At 68.1% G+C, this 20,875-nt stretch carries 18 protein-coding genes; 11 read left to right on the forward strand and 7 right to left on the reverse strand.

The features are described 5' to 3' along the window. Positions 1–37 precede the first annotated feature (37 nt). Positions 38–1,504, forward strand: a complete 1,467-nt coding sequence (locus tag AC1D2H_RS03815; protein WP_478009935.1) for an FAD-binding oxidoreductase — start codon at positions 38–40, stop codon at positions 1,502–1,504. Here AC1D2H_RS03815 and AC1D2H_RS03820 read toward each other — a convergent pair. From AC1D2H_RS03820 to AC1D2H_RS03840, 5 genes are read right to left on the reverse strand one after another with little or no spacing between them, the layout of a single operon-like run. Then, a complete protein-coding gene (locus AC1D2H_RS03820; RefSeq protein ID WP_477932627.1) occupies positions 1,496–2,290 on the reverse strand; it encodes a hypothetical protein in 795 nt (264 codons plus the stop codon). The two genes, AC1D2H_RS03815 and AC1D2H_RS03820, sit on opposite strands and share 9 nt — an antisense overlap. After that, a complete protein-coding gene (locus AC1D2H_RS03825) occupies positions 2,287–3,270 on the reverse strand; it encodes a 2-hydroxyacid dehydrogenase (RefSeq protein ID WP_478009936.1) in 984 nt (327 codons plus the stop codon). The genes AC1D2H_RS03820 and AC1D2H_RS03825 overlap by 4 nt, the downstream gene beginning before the upstream one ends. Further along, complete coding sequence (locus AC1D2H_RS03830) at positions 3,258–4,583, reverse strand: sodium:proton antiporter (RefSeq protein WP_478009937.1); 1,326 nt, start codon at positions 4,581–4,583, stop codon at positions 3,258–3,260. Before AC1D2H_RS03830 ends, AC1D2H_RS03825 begins: the two co-directional genes overlap by 13 nt. Next, on the reverse strand, positions 4,583–5,296 hold the full coding sequence (locus tag AC1D2H_RS03835; protein WP_477932633.1) for a nitroreductase: 714 nt from the start codon (positions 5,294–5,296) through the stop codon (positions 4,583–4,585). The genes AC1D2H_RS03830 and AC1D2H_RS03835 overlap by 1 nt, the downstream gene beginning before the upstream one ends. Beyond that, entirely contained in the window at positions 5,293–5,733 is a 441-nt protein-coding gene (locus tag AC1D2H_RS03840) for an acyl-CoA thioesterase (protein ID WP_477932635.1), read from the reverse strand. Before AC1D2H_RS03840 ends, AC1D2H_RS03835 begins: the two co-directional genes overlap by 4 nt. Before the next feature lie 138 nt (positions 5,734–5,871). On the opposite strand from AC1D2H_RS03840, the gene AC1D2H_RS03845 reads away from it, so the two are divergent. Beyond that, entirely contained in the window at positions 5,872–6,333 is a 462-nt protein-coding gene (locus tag AC1D2H_RS03845) for a cache domain-containing protein (protein ID WP_477932637.1), read from the forward strand. A gap of 72 nt (positions 6,334–6,405) precedes the next feature. Further along, positions 6,406–7,941 carry a methyl-accepting chemotaxis protein gene (locus tag AC1D2H_RS03850; protein WP_478009938.1) on the forward strand — a complete coding sequence of 512 codons (1,536 nt, stop codon included), beginning with the start codon at positions 6,406–6,408 and terminating at the stop codon, positions 7,939–7,941. On the opposite strand, the gene AC1D2H_RS03855 is transcribed toward AC1D2H_RS03850, so the two are convergent. Next, positions 7,919–8,854: a histone deacetylase family protein gene (locus AC1D2H_RS03855; protein ID WP_477932640.1), complete on the reverse strand. Its 936-nt coding sequence runs from the start codon at positions 8,852–8,854 to the stop codon at positions 7,919–7,921. The genes AC1D2H_RS03850 and AC1D2H_RS03855 overlap by 23 nt on opposite strands. Before the next feature lie 170 nt (positions 8,855–9,024). On the opposite strand from AC1D2H_RS03855, the gene AC1D2H_RS03860 reads away from it, so the two are divergent. The 7 genes from AC1D2H_RS03860 to AC1D2H_RS03890 all read left to right on the forward strand — a co-directional run bounded on the left by AC1D2H_RS03860 (position 9,025) and on the right by AC1D2H_RS03890 (position 16,573). After that, a complete protein-coding gene (locus AC1D2H_RS03860; RefSeq protein WP_477932642.1) occupies positions 9,025–9,579 on the forward strand; it encodes a phasin family protein in 555 nt (184 codons plus the stop codon). Between the two features lie 188 nt (positions 9,580–9,767). Continuing rightward, positions 9,768–10,493, forward strand: a complete 726-nt coding sequence (locus tag AC1D2H_RS03865; protein ID WP_478009939.1) for a LiaI-LiaF-like domain-containing protein — start codon at positions 9,768–9,770, stop codon at positions 10,491–10,493. 10 nt (positions 10,494–10,503) lie between these two features. Beyond that, positions 10,504–11,568 carry a sensor histidine kinase gene (locus AC1D2H_RS03870; protein WP_478009940.1) on the forward strand — a complete coding sequence of 355 codons (1,065 nt, stop codon included), beginning with the start codon at positions 10,504–10,506 and terminating at the stop codon, positions 11,566–11,568. Beyond that, on the forward strand, positions 11,565–12,293 hold the full coding sequence (locus AC1D2H_RS03875) for a LytR/AlgR family response regulator transcription factor (RefSeq protein ID WP_478009941.1): 729 nt from the start codon (positions 11,565–11,567) through the stop codon (positions 12,291–12,293). The genes AC1D2H_RS03870 and AC1D2H_RS03875 overlap by 4 nt, the downstream gene beginning before the upstream one ends. A 96-nt stretch (positions 12,294–12,389) precedes the next feature. Beyond that, positions 12,390–12,893, forward strand: coding sequence for a gluconokinase (locus tag AC1D2H_RS03880; protein ID WP_478009942.1), 504 nt, complete (start codon positions 12,390–12,392; stop codon positions 12,891–12,893). Continuing rightward, a complete protein-coding gene (locus AC1D2H_RS03885) occupies positions 12,890–14,239 on the forward strand; it encodes an MFS transporter (RefSeq protein ID WP_478009943.1) in 1,350 nt (449 codons plus the stop codon). Before AC1D2H_RS03880 ends, AC1D2H_RS03885 begins: the two co-directional genes overlap by 4 nt. A 3-nt stretch (positions 14,240–14,242) precedes the next feature. After that, positions 14,243–16,573 carry a GH36-type glycosyl hydrolase domain-containing protein gene (locus AC1D2H_RS03890; protein ID WP_478009944.1) on the forward strand — a complete coding sequence of 777 codons (2,331 nt, stop codon included), beginning with the start codon at positions 14,243–14,245 and terminating at the stop codon, positions 16,571–16,573. Here the strand turns inward: AC1D2H_RS03890 and gntR are convergent. Continuing rightward, positions 16,565–17,611 (reverse strand): HTH-type transcriptional regulator GntR, encoded by a 1,047-nt coding sequence (gene gntR, locus AC1D2H_RS03895; protein WP_478009945.1) that lies wholly within the window; start codon positions 17,609–17,611, stop codon positions 16,565–16,567. The genes AC1D2H_RS03890 and gntR overlap by 9 nt on opposite strands. A 258-nt stretch (positions 17,612–17,869) precedes the next feature. On the opposite strand from gntR, the gene AC1D2H_RS03900 reads away from it, so the two are divergent. Further along, entirely contained in the window at positions 17,870–20,830 is a 2,961-nt protein-coding gene (locus AC1D2H_RS03900) for a TonB-dependent receptor plug domain-containing protein (RefSeq protein ID WP_478009946.1), read from the forward strand. Positions 20,831–20,875 lie beyond the last annotated feature (45 nt).

The raw sequence follows: 20,875 nt of genomic DNA on the forward strand, positions 1-20,875 counted from the left end.
ACGGCGTTTTGTTTTGGGCCTGGGTGGTGCAGCGACCTTGAGCGGCTGCGGAGGTGGTGGCAGCCCTGCACCGGCGCCCTCCCCCGCACCGGCACCGGCGCCCGCACCACCCGGCGGGCCGGATTGGGACGCCCTGTCGCGGCAGATGCAGGGTCAGCTGCTGCTGCCGGCGCAAAACGATTTCGACCGCCTGCGTCGCGGCGCCAACGCCCGCTACGACGCCCAGCTGCCACTGGCCGTGGCGCGCTGCGCGAGCGCGACCGACGTCGCCAGCGCCCTCGCCTTCGCCAAACAGCAGAAGCTCGCCTTTGCCGCCCGCAGCGGCGGCCACAGCTATCTCGGCGCCAGCATCGCCAGCAATGGCCTGCTGATCGACGTGGGCGCCATGGACGGCGTGCAACTGGACGGCGAACGCGCCACCGTCGGCGCCGGCGCCAAGCTGTCCGACGTCTACGACACGCTGATCACGGCCGGCCGCTGCATCCCCTCGGGCAGTTGCGTCAGCGTCGGCATCGCCGGCATCACGTTGGGCGGCGGCATCGGCGTGCTGGATCGCGCCCACGGCCTGTCCTGCGATGCGCTGCTGTCGGCCCGCGTCGTCACCGCCGACGGCCAGCAGCTCGAATGCAGCGACACGCAGCGGCCCGACCTCTTCTGGGCGCTGCGCGGCGGTGGCGGCGGCCAGGTGGCCCTCGTCACGTCGCTGACCTTCCAGACCCATGCCGTCGCGCCGCTGACGCAGTTCGGTGCCAGCTTCGCGCTGAGCGAGCTGCCCGCCGTCATGGCGGCCTGGCAGGCCTGGCCGCAGAGCTTGCCGGACACGGTCTGGTCCCAGCTCGCGCTGTCGGGCCAGGGCGCCTATCTGTGGGGCATCGCCATCGGTGATGCGGCCGGCGTGCAGCCGCACTGGAGCGGCCTGCTGGCCCGCATCGGCCGCACGCCGCCGGATGCCACGTTGCAGGCGCGCACGTATCGCGACGTCATGCTCGGCAGCTGCGCCGCGCTGAGCCGCGCCCAATGCCATCTGCCCAGCCAGAACGCCAGCGGCCAGCTGGGCCGCGTCGCCATGGCCGCCAGTTCCGACTACTTCGACACGCCGCTGGACGCCGCCGGCATCGCCGCCCTGGGCGCAGCCCTGCAGCAACGCCGCGACAGCGGCCGCGCTGGTGCGGTGCTGCTGAACCTGATGGGCGGAGCGATCGCCCGCGTCGCGCCCGATGCCACGGCCTTCCCGCACCGCCGCGCCCTCTTCAGCGCCCAATACCTGGCCGAGTTCCCGGTGACGGCAGCGGCGGCGACGCTGGACGAGGCCTCGACCTGGACCCACGGCATGCGCACGACGATGCAGGCCTGGAGCAGCGGCGGCGCCTATGTGAACTATCTGGACGGCCTGCTGGCCAGGCCGGCCGAGGCCTGCTACGGCGCCAACCTCGCGCGGCTGCGCCAGATCAAGCAGGCCTGGGACCCGGCGGGCCTGTTCAAGGCCCTGCCCGAGCTAGTTTGAGACCAGCGGCAACACCACGCGCGGCAGCTCGGCCTCGATCAAGGCCTCCAGCGCCTTCACGCGCTGCTCGGTCGTCGTCGCGGCCCAGGGGTTGGCAGCCGCCTCGGCGGCCACCGCCAGGCGGCTGGCCACGGCGAGCGACTGCTCGCGCTTGAGCTTGAGGTCGCTGAGGTCGATGAGGGCGACGCGGATGGACACATAGGGCGCGAACACCGGCTGGCCCGGCTGTCCATCGAAGCCGATCTGGGCACCGGGGCGCTGATCCAGCACAAAGCCCGGGCCTTCCAGCGTCGCGAGGATGCGCGCCGGCAGCGCAGCGGCCAGCGCCGGCTCCTGGCGGCTGCGGGTGACGAGCAGCAGCTTGGCCGCGCCGCTCTGGCGTACCGCCTCGCCCAGCTTGCCGGGCAGGCTGAGCTTGCCATCGACGAAGAGGTTGGCCGGATCACCGAAGAGGCTGCGCGTGCCCGAGGTGTAGAGCTTGACCTCGCGGTCCTTGCCCGAGGCCGTGATGGCGCCGTTCAGGGCCTGCAGCACCGCGTTGTCCAGGCCGCCCGCGGGCGAGGCCGTCCAATCGCCCGACTGCACCGTGTCGCCGCGCGCCGGGCTCAGGGAGATGAGCTGCACGTTGTCGCCGAGCAGGGACAGCACCGCGAACTTGTTGGGGTCGCGCGGCGTCTTGTCTTCGACGACGGGCTGGGTCGGCAGCGGGGGCTGCTTGTTCTTCAGCGACTGGCCGAAGGCCAGTGCGGGCAACAGGGACAGCAGGCAGATCAGGCGGCGGTTCATGCAGGAATGACTTGGGGGTTCAGCGGCGTCAGCGGCGCGGCGCCGGTGAGGGCCGCGACAAGATTGTCGGCGGCCAGCATGGCCATCGCATTTCGCGTGGGCATGGTGGCGCTGGCGATATGAGGCGTCAGCACGACATTGGGCAGGGTCAGCAGGGCCGGGTTGACCTTGGGCTCGCCCTCGAAGACGTCGAGGCCGGCGGCGCCAATGCGGCTCTCGCGCAGCGCCTCGGCCAGTGCGTTCTCGTCGACGATGCCACCACGGGCGATGTTGATGAGGGTGGCCGTCGGCTTCATCAGCGCGATCTCGGCCGCGGCGATGCAGTGGTGGGACTCGGCCGAGTAAGGCAGCACGAGGATGAGGTGATCGGCCTGGCGCAGCAACTCGTCCTTGGACAGGTAGCGCGCACCGAGTTCGGCCTCGGTCTCTGCCGGCAGCCGCGAACGGTTGTGATAGACGACCTTCATGCCGAAGCCGAAGCGGCCGCGCCGCGCAATGGCCTGGCCGATGCGGCCCATGCCGAGGATGCCCAGCGTCGAGTTATAGACGTCGGAGCCGGCCAGGAAGTCCCAGGCCCAGCTCTTCCAGCGCCCATCGCGCAGCAGGCGCTCGCCCTCGCTCATGCGGCGCGCGGTGGCCATCAGCAGCGCGAAGCCGAAGTCGGCCGTCGTCTCGGTCAGCACGTCGGGCGTGTTGGTGACGAGCACGCCGCGCGCCGTGCAGGCGGCCAGGTCGATGTGGTTGTAGCCGACGCTCATCGTGCAGACGACCTTCAGCCCAGGGCAGGCGTCGAGCAACTCGGCCGTGATGCGCTCGGTACCGGTGATGTAGGCGCCGGCCTTGCTTGCCAAGCGTGCGCGCAGCTCGTCCGGGCTCAACGGCGCCTCGCCCTGATGGAAGTCCACATCGAAACGAGCCGACAGCTTCTGCACCACATCCGCGGGTGCCCGCCGGGCAATCAAGACCTTCAATGCATCCATATCCACGCCATCACGCAAAGTAGCGGCAGCATCACCGCGCCCGACCAGAGCAGATAGCCGCCGAAGCTCGGCATCTTGACACCTCGCTCCTCGGCGATCGCCTTGACCATGAAATTGGGCGCGTTGCCGATATAGGTCATGGCGCCCATGAAGACGGCGCCGCCGGAGATGGCGGCCAGCACGGCTGCGCCCTCGCCCATCAATGTCTGGGCGTTGCCGCCAGCGAGGTTGAAGAAGGCGAGATAGGTCGGCGCGTTGTCCAGCACCGAGGACAGGCCGCCGGTCAGCCAGAAATAGGCGGTGGGCGAATCCAGCATGGCGGCCAGCGGGGCGAACACGCCGGCCGGGCCGGCCTTGAGCATGGCGATGACGGGCACCATGGTCAGGAAGATGGCGATGAAGAGCTTGGCCACTTCTTCCATCGGCGCCCAGCTGAAACGGTTCTTCTCGCGCACGCCGGCAGGCGTGATCCACAACGAGAGGACCGTCACGCCGGCCAGGCCCAGGTCGCGCACCAGGGCCTGCAGCGGCAAAGGCGTACCCCAGAGGTCGAAGACGATGCCGGGCTTCCAGGTGCCGCTCATCAGCACCAGGCCGACGGCTGCAGCCAGCGGCAGCAGGTTGATGGTGCCTTCCAGGCCAAGCTTCGGCGCATCGGGCGTCGGGTCGGCCGGCGTGATGCCTTCCTTGCGGTAGAGCCAGGCATCGATGACCCAGAACACCGCCAGCAGGCTGGCCAGCAGGAACAAGGTCTCGGGCAGCAGCTGGCCGGCCGTCCAGAAGAAGCTGACGCCCTGCAGGAAGCCGAGGAAGAGTGGCGGATCGCCCAGCGGCGTCAGCGAGCCGCCGACATTGCTGACGATGAAGATGAAGAAGACGACGACATGGGCGTTGTGGCGGCGGTTGTCGTTGGCGCGGATCAGAGGCCGGATCAGCAGCATGGACGCGCCGGTCGTGCCCATGAAGCTGGCCAGCACGGCGCCAAGCAGCATCAGGCCCGAGTTCAGCGCCGGGCTGCCATGCAGATTGCCGCGGATGAAGATGCCGCCAGCCGTCGTGTACAGCGCGCCGAGCAGGATGGTGAAAGGCAGGTATTCCTCGACCAGCGTGTGCACCAGCACCCCGCCTGTCTCCCCCAGTCCAAAGCTGAGCGAAAACGGGACCAGCAGGGCCAGCGTCCACGCCCCGGCGATCTTGCCGAAGTGGTGGTGCCAGAAGGCCGGCGCCGCCAATGGCATGACGGCAATCGACAGCAGCAGGCCAGCGAACGGCGTGGCCCAGGCCAGGCCGAGTTCAGCACCGGACAGCGCCATCAGTCTTCCAGGAAACGGGTGAACTCGGCCACCGGCGCACGCTCGGTGACGAGGCTGTTCTCGACAGCGTCCGGGTCGGCATAGCCCATGGACATGCCGCAGACCACCATCTGCTCATCGCTCAGCTGCAGCTCCTCGGCAATGACGCGGTGGAACTGCGTGAAGGCCGCCTGCGGGCAGGTGTGCAGGCCGCGCGCGCGCGCCGCGACCATGATGTTCTGCAGGAACATGCCGTAGTCCAGCCAGGAGCCCTGCTGCATGACGCGGTCGATGGTGAACATCAGGCCCACCGGTGCGTCGAAGAAGATGAAGTTGCGGCCATGCTGGTGCTGCATGCGCGCCTTGTCGGTCTTGGCAATGCCCAGCAGGCCGTACAGATCCCAACCCACCTTGCGGCGGCGGTCGATGTAGGGGCTGCGCCACTCGGTGGGGTAGTAGGCGTACTCCTCCTTGTGGGCGGCGTTCTGCGCGGCGTCGAGATAGGTGGCCTGGATGCGGCCGGCCGTGCGTTTGAGGGCCTCACCGGTCAGCACATGCACCTGCCAGGGCTGGGTGTTGGTGCCCGAGGGCGCCCAGGACGCGACCTCGAGGATGTCCTCGACGGTCTGGCGCGGCACCGGCGTCGGCAGGAAGGCGCGCAGCGAGTGCCGGGTCTTGATGGCGGCATCGACCGCGGCGGTCTGCTCGGGAGTCGGCTGGACAAAACGGCTCATGGCGTCAGGGTCTTCAAGGCAGTGAGGTAGGAAGCGGGCAACTCGGCCACCGGGCGGCGGTTGTCGCGGTCGACATAGACATGCACGAAATGACCCCGCGCCGCGCAGGTGGCGGAGCCTTCGGCGAACAGGCCGATCTCATAGCGCACGCTGGAGCGGCCCTGCTGGGCCACGCGCACGCCGGCCTCGATGCGCTGCGGGAAGGCCAGCGACTCGAAGAAGTTGCAATGCGTCTCGACGACGAGGCCGATGACCGCGCCGCCGTGGATGTCCAGCGCGCCGGCCTCGATCAGCAGGCTGTTCACGGCCGTGTCGAAGAGGCTGTAGTAGACGACGTTGTTCAGGTGACCGTAGACGTCGTTGTCCATCCACCGGGTGGTCAGGGAGACGAAGCGCGGGTAGGCGTCGCGCGCGTCGGGCTGGGGGCGGGTCGTCATGGGGGGCATTCTTCCATGCACGTCCGCGGGCTTTGCTTTACTGGGCCGATTGCGGCTTATGCACTTGCACGATGTGAATTTCCGGAGCGACACTGGGCCGTTAGACAACGATTTCACAACGGCTGGCAAGGAGCTCGCATGAACCGATTCCGAGTAGTGGGTTTTGCATTTGCACTGGCGGCCGTTTTCGGCGCCCAGTCCGCGCTGGCCGACAACGCGACCAAGGACGACGCGGTGGCCACTGTCAAGAAGGCTGTGACCTTCATCAAGGCCAACGGCAAGGACAAGGCCTATGCCGCGATCACCGCCAAGGACCCGCAGTTCGTCAAGGCCGACCTTTACATCGTCGTCTACGGCATGGACGGCAAATGCCTGGCCCATGGTGCGAACGAGAAGCAGGTCGGGCGCGACCTGATCGACCTCAAGGACATCGACGGCAAGGCCTTCATCCGCGAGCGCGTCGAACTCGGCAAGTCCAGCCCCAAGGGCTTCTGGCAGGACTACAAGTTCACCAACCCCGCAACGAAGAAGATCGAGCCCAAGCAGATGTACTGCGAGCGACTGGACGAGACCATCGTCTGCGGCGGCATCTACAAGTAAAGCGCGCCGCATGGCCGGCCATTGCTGCCCTGCCGCCGGGCCCGCCCCGGCAGCCATTGACTAAGGCTGAAGATGAAGCTGGCTTCAAAGATGTTGCTGCCGCCGATGGCGGCGCTCGCCGTGGTGCTGGCCATCGGCCTGGGCAACAGCATGCTGTCCCTGCGCGAGGTCGTCGCCTCCAACGAAGCCGGCCAGCAGCGCAATGACGTCTTCATGACCACGGTGGCCGTGCAGACCCAGGTGGGCGAGATGCACGGCGGTGTCTATCGCACCATCGCACTGATCGCCTCGCTGGACGATGCCAAAGTCAAGGTGCTGCGCGCCCAGCTGAAGACCCAGGTCGACGGCCTCACCCGCACGCTGACCACGCTGGCCGAGATGGAGGCCACGCCTCCCGAAACCGACGTCCACATCAACGCGACGCTGCCGCTGCTGAAGGCCTATCCGGCCAAGGCCGATGCCGCCATCGACCTGGCCTCGGTCGACCCCAACACCGGCGTCGCCGCGATGCAGGACGCCGAGGCGCGCTACAAGGAAGTGGCGGCGCTGACCGCCAAGATCGTGCAGAGCATGGGGGCCGACCAGCAGACCGCCGCCGATGCCCAGCAGGCCTACGCCAATAAACGCGCCTGGCTGTTTGCCCTCGTCTCGCTGCTGGCCGCCGGCATGGGCATGGGCCTGCTCCTCGTCAACCAGCGCAAGATCGCGGCCGACGTCAACGCCTCGCTGGCATTGGCCGAAGCCGTCGCGGCGGGTGATCTGACGCAGCGCGCCACACCGCAGGGCAAGGACGAACTCGCCGGCCTGATGCGGGCGCTGAACCAGATGTGCGAACAGCTGGGCAGCACGGTCGGCGAGGTCATGCTGGTGGCCGACTCCATCCGCACCGCATCGGCCGAGATTGCCTCAGGCAACCAGGACCTGAGCCAGCGCACCGAGCAGACGGCCTCCAGCCTGGAGATCACCAGCTCCTCCATGACCCAGCTGACCGGCACGGTGCGCCAGAGCGCCGACAGCGCCCAGACCGCCAACCAGCTCGCCACCAGTGCCGCGACGGTGGCCCATCGCGGCGGCAGCGTCGTGCAGCAGGTGGTGGACACGATGAACGACATCACCGCCTCCAGCAAACGCATCGGCGACATCATCGGTGTCATCGACGACATCGCCTTCCAGACCAATATCCTGGCGCTGAACGCGGCCGTGGAAGCCGCGCGCGCCGGCGAGCAGGGCCGCGGCTTCGCGGTCGTGGCCGGCGAGGTGCGCAGCCTGGCAGGCCGCAGCGCCGCGGCGGCCAAGGAGATCAAGACGCTGATCGGCGCGAGCGTGGAGCGCGTGGAGTCCGGCGCCCGCCTCGTGCAGGACGCGGGCTCGACGATGACGGACATCGTCGGCGCCGTGCAGCGCGTGAGCGACATCATCGGCGAGATCAGCAGCAGCGCCGTGGCCCAGAGCCGAGGCATCGACGACGTCACCCAGGCGGTGACCAAGGTCGACGACATGACGCAGCAGAATGCCGCCCTCGTCGAAGAAAGCGCCGCGGCGGCCGAGTCGCTGCGTGAACAGGCCCAGCGCCTGGCGCAGGTGGTCAGCCGCTTCCGCGTGCGCTGAGCCAGCTTGCCCAGGACTGGGCGGCCAGATTCAAGGTGTTCACCTGCACGGCGACCGTCGTCGCCAGGTCGTGGCCATAGCCTCCCGCCATGCTCAAGGCGACCGGAACGCGGCGCTCGCGCAGCGCGTCCAGCACGCGGCTATCGCGCTCGGCCAGGCCTGCGTAGCTCAGCTTCAAGCGCCCCAGCCGGTCACCCTCGTGGGGGTCGGCCCCAGCGAGGTAGAAGGCCAGGTCCGGCCGGATGCGGCACCAGACCTCGTCCAGGGCGGTGTCCAGCGCGGCGAGGTAGTCGGCGTCGCCGCAGCCGTCGGCCAAGTCCACGTCCAGGTCGCTCGCCTCCTTGCGGAAGGGGAAGTTGCGCGCGCCATGCATGGAGAAGGTGAACACCGTGTCGTCGTCGCGGAAGATGGCCGCCGTACCATTGCCCTGGTGCACGTCCAGGTCGATGACGAGGACGCGCAGCAGGCTGCGATGCCCCCTCGCCCATTCGGCCTGCATCAGCCGCGCCGCCACGGCGACGTCGTTGAAGACGCAATAGCCCGAGCCCTTGTCGGCATAGGCATGGTGGGTGCCGCCGGCCATGTTGGCAGCGACGCCCTCCTGCAGCGCCGTCCGCGCCGCGGCGATGCTGGCACCGACCGAGCGGCGGGAGCGTTCGGCCATGGATTCGGACCAGGGGAAGCCGATCTCGCGTTGCTGGGCGGCGCTGAGGCGGCCGAGCAGCACCGCGTCGACATAGTCGGGCGTGTGGGCCAGGGCCAGCTCGCCCTCGGTGGCGGCCGGCGCCGGCTGCATCCTCAGCAGCCCCGGCTCGCGCTCGAAATGCTCCCGCAACAGGCGGTACTTCGATTGCGGGAAACGATGCCCAGGTGGCAGCGCCAGGCTGTGGGCGTCGGAATGAAAGGCCAGCATGTCCGCCACGATAGCCCGGGGCCTTTGTCACAGGTCGACACCCCTAATTTGCTGCACTGCACAAAATAGTTCTTGCAATCTGGCGCCGGACCCCTATCATTCAGTTCATGTTGCAGTGCAGCAAAAGAAGCACAGCAAACGGTTCAACCACCTGAAATCGGAGTAACACCATGCTGACCGCTGAACAAGTCCTCGCCGCCCACAAGGCCAATGTCGAAACCCTCTTCGGCCTGACCAACAAGGCTTTTGAAGGTGTCGAGAAGCTCGTCGAGCTGAACCTGCAAGTCGCCCGCACCGCCCTGAGCGAAGCCGCCGACACCACCGCTGCCGCCCTGTCCGTCAAGGACGCCCAAGAGCTGCTGTCCCTGCAAGCCGCCCTGCTGCAGCCGACCGCCGAGAAGGCCGCTTCCTACAGCCGCCACATCTACGACATCGCTTCCAGCACCGGCGCCGAAGTCGCCAAGGCTGCTGAAGCCAAGTTCGCCGATGTGCAGAAGAGCTTCACCGCCGTCGTCGACAACGCCGCCAAGAACGCCCCGGCCGGCACCGAGAACGCCGTCGCCCTGGTGAAGTCGGCCGTCGCCGCTGCCAACAACGCTTTCGAGTCGGTCCAGAAGGCCACCAAGCAAGCCGTTGAAGTGGCCGAGTCCAACTTCCAGGCCGCCACGTCGCAAGCCGTCAAGGCCACGCAGACCGCGACCCGCGCCAGCAAGCGCGCCGCCTAAGCCACAGGCTTCTGCCTCCCGAAAGCCCGGTGCACACGCACCGGGCTTTTTTCTTTTTGGCGTGCCGTTCACGAACGGGCCTGTCGATTCGTCGGCGGCCGGCGTCGATTCACCGATTCGCGGCCGCGACCGCCCGCAAGCCGAGGTTTACTGGCGCCCAGTTCAAAGACAAGACCGGGAACCGCCTCATGCACGCCCAACGCATCCGCAGCCGTCATCACCACGCTGGCCACCGCATCGTCTTCGGCGTCGCCGTCGTCGGCGTTGGCATCCTGGCACTGCTGGACAACCTGCACTTCTTCGATCTGCCGCTGCTGAAGACCTTCTGGCCGCTGGCCTTGTCGCTGTTCGGCCTGGGCCGCATGGTGTCGGGCCGCCACGCCGGGCAGTGGTTGTTCGGCCTGGCGCTGGTCCTGTTCGGCGTCGTGATGACGGCCAACCACCTCGGCTATATGCAGTTCCGCCCACGCGACTGGTGGCCCGTCATCATCATCCTGGCCGGCCTGTCCATCCTCATGCGCGGCCTGTTCCCGCGCTACCGTCGCCAGGCAGCCGACACGCCCGACACCTCCTCGCTGGAGCATGGCGACCGCGTCAACATCGACGCCAGCTTCAGCGGCGTCACCCAGCAGAACGACTCCCGCAGCTTCAAGGGCGGCCGCATCGACGTGCACTTCGGTGGCGTGGAGCTGGACCTGCGCCAGGCGGTCATGGATGGCCCCGAGGCCGTGCTGGAGATCTCGGCCCGCTTCAGCGGCGTCGAGCTGCGCGTGCCGCGCGACTGGCAGGTCGTCGTCGACATCGCTCCCACGCTGGGTGGCGTCGAGGACAAGACCGTGCCGCCGATGAACCCGACCCAGCGCCTGGTGGTGCGCGGCGAAGCGACGTTCGGCGCCGTCGAGATCAAGAACTGACGCGCGCCGCGTGCACCCTCTGCTGACCCACTGGCGCGGCCTGGCCACCTATCTGGTGGCCGCAATGCTGGCCGGCCTGGCGCTGGCCGGCCTGCTCGCGGCCACGGACCGGGCACCGCTGGGCTGGGCACTCGCGTGGGCGCTGCCGCTTACCGTCCTGCTCGCCTTTGCGGCGCTGTCGCTCTATTACGTCTGCCGCGCCCAGGCTTTCGGGCCGGGTCGTTGGCCGGGGGCCATCGCATCGCGCGCGGCCGCCATGCTGCTGCTGGCCGGTGCCGCGGTGGCGCTGGCCGCAGGCTGGAATGCAACGGGCCTGGCCCTGGGTCGCGATGCCGGCCTGGTCGCCCTGCCCCCCATCGGCTGGGTGATGACCTTCGTCGCCTGCCTGGGCTGGTTCCTGCTGGCCATGCTCGCCCACGATGTGCTGCTCGCCGTCGAAGCCACGCAGGCGGCGACGCTGCGCGAGACCGAGGCGCGGCTGCTGGCGCGCGACATGGAGCTGCAGCTCCTGCGCCTGCAGATCGACCCGCATTTCCTGTTCAACAGCCTGAACTCCATCAGCGCGCTGACGAGCTTCGACCCCGCGGCCGCAAGGCAGATGGCGATAGCTCTGGCTCACTTCTTCCGCCAGACCCTGGCCCTGGCCGGCCAGGAGCGCATCCGCCTGGAGGACGAATTGGGCCTGATCGAGCACTACCTCGCCATCGAGCGCCAGCGCCTGGGCGACAAGCTGCGCAGCGCCGTCGATGCCCAGCCCGACACGCTGGCCGCGCTGCTGCCGCCGCTGACGCTGCAACCCCTTGTCGAGAACGCCTTGAAGCACGGCCTGCGGGCACTGTGCGACGGCGGCCTCGTGCAGATCCAGGCGCTGGTTCGCGATGGCTGGCTGCACCTGGCCGTGCGCAACCCGGTGCCCGCCGAACCCACTCGCGAGCCCGGCCTCGGCCACGGCCTGCGCCATCTGCGCGAACGCCTGGCCGCCCAGTACCGCGACCGCGCCCGCGTCAGCTGGGGCGCTACGTCAGACGGCTTCGCGGTCGAGATCAGCATCCCCTTCGAGAGCCAGACCCCATGACGCTGCAAGTCCTGATCGCCGACGACGAACCCCTGGCCCGCCGTCTGCTGCGCGAGTTTCTGAAGTCCCATGCCGACATCGCCATTGCCACCGAGGCCGACAACGGCCTGGACGCCGCACGCGCCATCACGGAACTCAAGCCCGACCTCGTCTTCCTCGACATCCAGATGCCACGCCTGACCGGCCTGGAGGTGCTGGAGCTGACCGGCCGCCGCGATGGCGTCATCTTCACGACGGCGCACGACCAGCATGCGATGCGCGCCTTCGAGCTGCACGCGGTGGACTATCTGCTCAAGCCCTTCACGCAAGCCCGCTTCGACGCCGCGCTGGAGCGCGCCCGCCTGCTGCGCGGCCAGCCGCAGCCGGGACTGGAGGCCCTCGTCGCGCCACAGCCGCTCGCTCGCGTGCTGGTGCGCGATACCGAACGTGAGGGAGGCATGCAGGTGCTGGCCGTCGAGGCCATCGACTACATCGAGGCCCAGGCCGACAACGTYGCCTTCCACAGCGCCGGCCGCGAGCATCTGAAGGCACAGCGCATCTCGGAGCTGGAAGAGCGGCTGGACCCGACGCGCTTCGTGCGCGTGCATCGCTCCTTCATCATCAACCTGGGTGCGCTGCAAGGCCTGGAGAAGACCGACAGCGACGCCCATGTTGCGCGCATGAGGAACGGCAAGCGCATTCCCGTCAGCCGCAGCGGCTACGACAAACTGCGCGGGGTGCTCTGAAGGCTGCGGCGGGAAAACACGGAGCCGATCCGGGGGTTCTTCGCAGTAGGATAGCGCTATCCAATAGTCCCGAATCCGCCCGCGTTCCGCCTCCCCATGAATCACTTTGCGCCCGCTTCCCTCGTCTTCATGGGCGTCGCCGGCAGCGGCAAATCCACGCTGGGCGCTGCCGTCGCTGCGCAACTGAGCCGCGTCTGGCTGGAGGGCGACGATTTCCATGGTGAGGCCAACCGCCGCAAGATGGCCGAGGGTCTGCCGCTGAACGACCAGGACCGCGCCGCCTGGCTGGCCAGCCTGTGCGAGCAACTGCGCCACCACAGCGACGGCGCCATGGCGGCCTGCTCGGCCCTCAAGCGCAGCTACCGCGACCAGCTCCGCCAGGCCTCACCCGGCCTGCGCTTCGCCTTCCTGGACATCGACAAGGCCGAGGCCAGGCGCCGCATCGAGACACGCGGCGGCCACTTCTTCTCGGTCACCCTCGTCGACAGCCAGTTCGACACGCTGGAATCGCCCGTCGGCGAGCCGGGGGTGCTGCACCTGGACGCGCTCGCGCCGCTGAGCGAGTTGCAGATCCAGGTCTGCCAATGGCTGCAGACATGAATGCCAAGCCGCTCACCCGCCGCGAGATCGTCGGCTACGGCCTGGGCGACATGGGGTTCAACTTCTACTGGACCAACATCTCGACCTTCCTGCTGATCTTCTACACCGACACCTTCGGCATCACGGCGGCGGCCGCCGCGACCATGCTCTTCGTCGTGAAGATCTTCAACRCCTTCACCGACCCCATGATCGGCGCGCTGGCCGACCGCACGCAGACGCGCTGGGGCAAGTTCCGGCCCTTCCTGCTCTTCATGCCGCTGCCGCTGGCCGTGGTGGGCGTGCTGACCTATTCCACGCCCGACTTCGGTCCCACGGGCAAGCTGGCCTGGGCCTATCTGACCTATCTGCTGCTGATGACGCTCTACACCAGCGTCAACCTGCCCTACAGCGCGCTGTCGGGCGTGCTGTCGGGCGACGCGAAGGAGCGCAACGCCATCAACGCCTCGCGCTTCGTCGCCGGCTTCGCGGGCGGCACCATCGTCACGGCCGCGTCGCCGCGCCTGGTGCATTGGCTCGGCGGTGGCGACAACGCCCTGGGCTGGTCGCTGACCATGGTGTTCTGGGGCCTCGCAGCGGCCATCATCTTCGCCATCACCTTCAGCGCCACCACCGAGCGCGTGCAGCCGACGCAGGCCGAGCCCTCCAGCGTGCGCCAGGACCTGGCCGACCTGCGCAGCAACCGGCCCTGGATCCTGCTGTTCTTCCTGGCGCTGATCATCATGGGCGGCATCACGCTGCGCATGACCAGCGCGGCCTACTACTTCAAATACGTGGTCAACCGGCCGGAGCTGCTCGCCACCTTCGTGCCGGCCTATCTGCTGGCCGCGGCCGCCGGGACGGCCTGCACGCCGCTGCTGACGCGCTTCATCGACAAGCGCCGGCTGATGATCGGGCTGATGTTCGCCTCCACCGTGCTGTCGGCCGCCTTCCTGTTCGTCGACGCCGACCAGATAGCTCTGATGTACGCGCTGCAGATTGCGCTCGGCCTGGTGCTGGGCCCCAAGTCGCCGCTGTCCTTCTCCATGCTGGCCGATTCGGCCGACTACAACGAATGGCGCAATGGCCGCCGCGCGACGGGCATGACCTTCGCGGCCAGCTCCTTCGCGCAAAAGCTCGGCACGGCCGTCGCCGTCGGCGTCATCGGGACGCTGTTCACGACCCTGGGCTATGTGCCCAATGCCGCGCAGTCCGCCGACTCCCAGGCCGGCATCGTCTGGCTGATGTCCGTCATCCCGGCCAGCTTCACGCTGCTGGCCGCCGTCATCATGATGTTCTACACGCTGGACAACCCGACCATGGCGCGCATCCAGGCCGACTTGGCTGCCCGCAAAACCATCACCGCCTGACCCATGCTTGGCCCCATCGACAACGGCGAGCGCTACGAGCTCACCAGCCCCACCGCCCTGCCCCAGGCCGCCGGCTTCCTGTGGAACCGCCGCATGATGATCCAGGTGACTTGCCGCGGCTATGCCGTCGCGCAGTTCATGCAGCCCGAGCCGGCCAAGTACGCGCATGCCCCCAACCTGGAGGCCAAGACCTTCATGCAGCCGGAGCAGGCCTACTACGCCCACCACCCCGGCCGCTTCGTCTACGTGAAGGACGAGGACAGTGGCGAGCTGTTCTCGGCGCCCTACGAACCGGTGCGCGCGCCCGTCGCGTCGTTCGCCTTCCGCGCCGGCCGCCACGACCTGGGCTGGACGGTGGAGAATCTGGGCCTGCGCGTTGAAATGAGCTTGAACCTGCCGACGGATGACGTCGCCGAGCTGTGGGAGCTGCGCGTCACCAACCTGTCCGGCCGCCGGCGGCGCATCAGCGTCGTGCCCTATTTCCCCATCGGCTATATGTCGTGGATGAACCAGTCGGCCCAGTGGCGGGCCGACCTCGGCGGCATCGTCGCCAGCAGCGTGACGCCCTACCAGAAGGTGGCGGACCACTTCAAGAACCTGCACCTCAAGGACAAGACCCACTTCCTCTGCGAGCGTGCGCCGGATGCCTGGGAGGCCAGGCAGGCGGCCTTCGAGGGCGAAGGCGGGCTGCACAACCCGAGCGCCCTGCAGGCCGGGGAGCTCGCAGGCGGTGATGCGCGCTACGAGACGCCGGCGGCCTGCGTGCAGTACCGCCTCACGCTGCAGCCCAACGGCAGCGAGACCTACCGCTTCCTCTTCGGCCCGGCCCTGGACGACGCCGAGATCGCCCGGATGCGAGCGGACTATCTGAGCGAAGCCGGCTTCGCCCGCACGCGCGAGGCCTATGCCGCCTACGTCGATGGCGGCCGGGGTTGCCTGCGCATCAAGACGCCCGACGCCGAGTTCGACAACTTCGTCAACCACTGGCTGCCGCGCCAGGTTTTCTATCACGGCGACGTCAACCGCCTCTGCACCGATCCGCAGACCCGCAACTATCTGCAGGACAACCTCGGCATGGCCTATATCGCGCCGGCTGCCACGCGTGGCGCGCTGCTGCATGCGCTCAGCCAGCAGGCCGCCAACGGCTCCATGCCCGACGGCATCCTGCTCATCGAAGGCGCCGAGCTGAAGTACATCAACCAGGTGCCGCACACCGACCACTGCGTGTGGCTGCCGGTCTGCCTGCGGGCCTATCTCGACGAGACCGCCGACTTCGCTCTGCTCGAAGTTGAAGTGGCCGGCATGACCGTGGCCGAGCGGCTCGATGCCGCCATGGCCTGGCTGCAGCAGGACCGCGATACGCGCGGCCTGAGCTTCATCGCCCAGGGCGACTGGTGCGACCCGATGAATATGGTGGGCTACAAGGGCCGCGGCGTGTCGGGTTGGCTGACCGTGGCGGCGGCCTATGCGATGCGGCTGTGGAGCGGCATCTGCCGCGATGCCGGCCGCATCGGGCAGGCCCCGCGCTGGCAGGCCGCCGCGGACGAACTCAATGCCGCCGCCAACCGCCATCTGTGGGACGGCGACTGGTTCGCCCGCGGCATCACCGATGACGGCGTCGTCTTCGGCGTGCAGAGCGACACCGAAGGCCGCATCTACCTGAACCCGCAATCCTGGGCCATGCTGAGCGGCGCGGCCAGCGCCGAGCAGCGCGCCAAGATGCTTGTCGCCATCGATGCCCAGCTCGAGACGCCGCATGGCGTGGCGATGTTCAACCCACCCTACTCCGGCATGCGCGACGACGTCGGCCGCGTGACGCAGAAGCACCCGGGCTCGGCCGAGAACGGCGCCGTCTACAACCATGCGGCCAGCTTCTATGTGCACGCCCTGTACGACGCCGGCGAGGGCGACCGTGCCTACAGCGCACTGCGCCGCATGATCCCGGGGCCGGATCGGGGCGACTATCTGCAGCGCGGCCAGTTGCCCGTCTTCATCCCCAACTACTACCGCGGCGCCCACCGCGAGGTCCCGCGCACGGCGGGTCGCTCCAGCCAGCTCTTCAACACCGGCACCGCGGCCTGGGCCTATCGCGCGGTCATCGAAGGCCTGTGCGGCTTGCAAGGCGATGCCATGGGCTTGCGTGTGAAGCCGCAACTGCCCTCGGGCTGGAACGAACTGAGCGCCGAGCGGGAGTTCCGCGGCGCGCGCTTTTATCTGCAGGTGCGCCGCAGTGGCCAGAGCCGCGTGCTGCTGGATGGCCGGCCCTTGCCCGACGGCCTCGTGCGCGACATCGAAGCCGGTCGCGAGTACCGGCTGGAGGTCGAACTAGCTTGAGCCCCGCTGCAGGATCTGGAAGCCCAGGTCCAGATGCGGCTGCTCCACCGCCTGGTTGCGCATCAGCGCCATCAGCATCTGCGCCGCCTGCTCGCCGATCTCCACGCGCGGCGTGGCCACGGTGGTCAGCGGCGGCAGCATCTGGTCGCTGCCCGGCAGGTTGTTGAAGCCGGCCACCGCCACGCGCTCGGGCACCTTCACGCCCAGGCGCAGCGCCGCCAGCAAGGCGCCCTGGGCCAGGTCGTCGTTGCAGAAGAAGATGGCGTCGGTGTCGGGCGCTTCCGCCAGCAGCTTCTCCAGCAGCGCGCCGCCCAGCGCCATCGACGACGGCTCGGGGCTCAGCAGCTTGCGCACCTGCGCGCCCAGCCCCGCCTGCTGCATCGCCAGCTCATAGCCTTCGCCGCGTTGCAGCGTGCGCGGGTCGAGCTGGGCGGCCACATAGGCCACGCGGCGCCGGCCGCCGTCCAGCAGATGCTGGGTGATGGCCCGGCCCGCCTCGCGCTGCGAGAAGCCGACGCTGTAGCTGCCGGGCTCCGAGGCCAGCTCCATCACATGCACGCAGGGCACGCCGCTGCCCTGGATGAGTGCAGCCGCCGCAGGGCTGCGGTCCAGGCCCGTGACGATGAGCCCGGCCGGCCGGTGCGCCAGGAAGCTGCGCAGCACGGCCTCCTCTTCGGCCGGGTCGTAATGGGTGACACCGATCAGCGTCTGGTAGCCGGCCAGCATCAGGCTGCGTTGCAGCGCGTCCAGCAACTCGACGAACAGCGTGTTGCTGAGCTTGGGGATGAGCACCGCCACATGCGAGCTGCGACTCGAAGCCAGGGCCCTTGCGGCCGGGTCGGGCACATAGCCCAGCGCCGTCGCGGCGGCGTGCACGCGCTCGCAGAGTTCGGCCGCCACGGCCCGTTCGCCGCGCAATGCGCGCGACACCGTGATGGGGCTGACGCCGGCCTCGCGGGCCACGTCCGCGAGGGTCACGCGGCCGGTGGCGCGGGGGCGGCGGGCGGGTTCCTCGGAAGTCGGCTTCGAGTTGGGCATGGCTACATGTTATCCCCCATATCAAGCCTTCCGATCGGCGCCTAGGATAGCGCAATCCACCCATGAAATACCTGTTGAACCGACAGGCGATTGCAGCGGTGGATTGCCCGTTGTCTCACGGACCTGGGGGGAGCCATCTCCCCCCTTTTTTAGCTCGACGGGACAGCGCTATCCAGATTTGTTTTTCACCACCACCGGCCCCGACCAGAGCCGTCCGACGACAAGCAGCGGATCAAGCTGCAACAACAGGAGACCTTCATGCACAGCCCCGGCCATAAGACCCTGATTCACCTCGCCGTCCTGGGCGTCTGCGCCAGCATTGCGCTGCCAGCCCACGCGCAAGCCGCCGACGCGACCACGCCGCCCGCTGCCGGCCAGCAGAACGCGCCCGCCAGCACCGACAGCAATGTGCTGAACACGGTCGTCGTCACCGGCTCGCGCATCTCGCAGCGCGGCTTCACCCAGCCCACGCCCACCACGACGCTGACGGCGGTCGACCTGGAGAAGTCGGCCCAGCCCAACCTGTTCAACACGCTGATCGAGCTGCCCGCACTGCAAGGCAGCACGGGTCGCACCACCTCCACCTTCAGCACCAGCAGCGGCGTGCAGGGCCTCAGTTCCCTGAGCCTGCGCGGCCTCAGCCCCATCCGTACGCTGACGCTGCTGGACGGCCAGCGCGTCGTGCCCGCCAACGTCACGGGCGTGACCGACGTGAGCCAGTTCCCGCAGTTGCTCATCACGCAGGTGGATGTGGTGACCGGCGGCGCCGGTGCCTCCTACGGCTCCGACGCGGTGGGCGGCGTGGTCAACTTCATCACCGACAAGCGCTTCACCGGCTTCAAGGCCAATATCGAAGGCGRCCAGACGAACTACGGCGACGACCAGAACGCCACCCTTCAGGCTGCGTGGGGCCGCGGCTTCCTGAACGACCGTGCCCACCTGATCGTCAGCACCGAGTACGTGCGCGAGAAGGGCGTGCCTTCGCCCCGCTTCGGCGGCGCCGGCGCCAATGGCCGCAGCTGGTTCCAGAACCCAGCCTTCCAGGTCCGCAGCCTCGGCAGCACGACTGACGGCAAGCCGCAGATCTACGACATTCGCAACGCCCAGCAGTTCCAGTACGCCAAGTACGGCCTCATCACCAACGGCCCGCTGCAAGGCACGGCCTTCGGCAAGGACGGCGTGCCCTACAAGTTCAACTATGGCTCGACCGGCGTGCCCACCGGCACCGGTGCCGTCACCGGCTGCATCACGCCCTTCTGCGTGGGCGGCGACCTGGCCGGCACCGTCGGCGGCGGCACGTCCATGGGCATGGACCTCAAGCGGCAAGTCTTCTACTCGCGCGGCAGCCTGGATATCAGCGACGACGCCGAGATCTATTTCACCGTCAATCTCGCCAAGGTCAACGCGCGCTTCAACCCCAACCCCGGCGCCGCCAAGAACGACAACCTGACGATCCAGTGCGACAACCCCTATCTGCCGGCCTCCATCGCCACGGCCTGCGCGGCCAACAACATCACCAGCTTCAAGTACGGCACGGCCAACGGCAACTTCGAGAAGGACATCGAGGTCAACCCCGTGCGCGAGCAGAAGCGCTTCGTGCTCGGCACCAACGGCAAGGTCGACGCCCTGGGCACGGGCTGGACCTATGACGCCTATTTCGAGCACGGCATCAACGACATTGAGATCAATGTCGCCAACATGATGCTGAACCCGCGCTACAACGCCGCCATCGACGCGGTGCGCAATGCGTCCGGCCAGATCGTCTGCCGCAACGCGGCGGCCGCGGCTGCGGGCTGCGTGCCGCTCAACATCATTGGCGACGTCAAGCAGGACCCGGCCGCCTTGGCCTATGTGTTGCCCGCCAACGGCCCGCGCCAGCTTTCGCGCCAACGCCAGACGGTGGCCAGCTTCAGCGTCAACGGCCAACCCTTCTCCAACTGGGCCGGCCCGGTGGCCGTCGCCTTCGGCGCCGAGGCCCGCAAGGAAGGCTATTGGGTCACCGGCGATCCCTACGGCAATGGCGTCTACCCCGCCACGCCCAACACCACCGCCTACCCAGCTGATCCGGTGCTGAACACCACCGTGGGCAACAACTGGTTTGCCGGCAACTACCACGCAGCCGCGGGCGCCTACAACGTCAAGGAAGGCTTCGTCGAGCTGAACGCCCCGCTGTTCAAATCCGCCAGCTTGGGTGAGGCCAACCTCAACGTCGCCGGCCGCCACACCCAGTACAGCACCTCGGGCGGCATCAACAGCTGGAAGGTCGGCTCGACCTGGAAGACCGGCATCGACGGCTTGCGCCTGCGTGCCGTCACCTCGCGCGATGTGCGCGCCCCGAACCTGTCGGAGCTCTACGCCGCGCCGGTGGTCATCAACCAGAACGTCAACTACCTGGGCAGCACCTTCACCGCCCAGCAGCGCACCGTGGGCAACACCGCCCTGCGCCCCGAACTGGCCAACAACAAGGTCGTCGGCATGACGCTGAGCCAGCCCAGCTGGGCGCCTGGCTTCAGCGCCTCCATCGACTACTTCGACATCAAGGTCAAGGACGTGATCTCCACGTTCTCGATCCAGCAGGAAGTCGATCTCTGCGTCGCGGGAAACCAGGTGTTCTGCGCTGCCATGGACCTCGTCAGCCCGACGAAGTTCGTGACGCTGCAGGCGTTCAACCTCGCCAAGATGCGCAACAAGGGCGTGGACATGGAGGCGCTCTACCGCTTCAACCTCGCCGGCATCAACCTGCCCGGCAAGCTCACGCTGCGCGGTCTGGCCACCTACACCCAGAGCTTCCTGACGGAATCCGGCGTCGTCGGCACCATCCCGGTCGAAAGCGCGGGCGTCAATCTCGGCAACACGCCGAAGTGGAAGACCCAGTTCTCGCAGACCTGGGAGTCCGACAGCGCCAGCTTCTTCATCGGCCAGCGTTGGATCAGTGACGGTGTCTACAGCAAGGAGTACATCGAGTGCCAGACCGGCTGCCCGGTCTCGACGTCGATCCACCAGACCATCGACAACAACAAGATGAAGGGCGCGCTGTACTGGGATCTGGGCGGAACCTACAAGCTCAACAAGAACGTCAGCCTGTACTTGAAGGTCGACAACGTCACCGATGTCGCTCCGCCCGCTGCGCCGTCCACCAACACCAGCTATGGCGTCAACCCCGCGCTGTTCGACGTGCTGGGCCGCCAATACCGCATCGGAGCGCGCATGACGTTCTGAGACCGGCCGCGTCCTACAGCGGCGGCCAGCGCAGGCCGCGAGACT

The sequence above is a fragment of the Roseateles sp. P1_C1_2 genome (assembly GCF_056406535.1).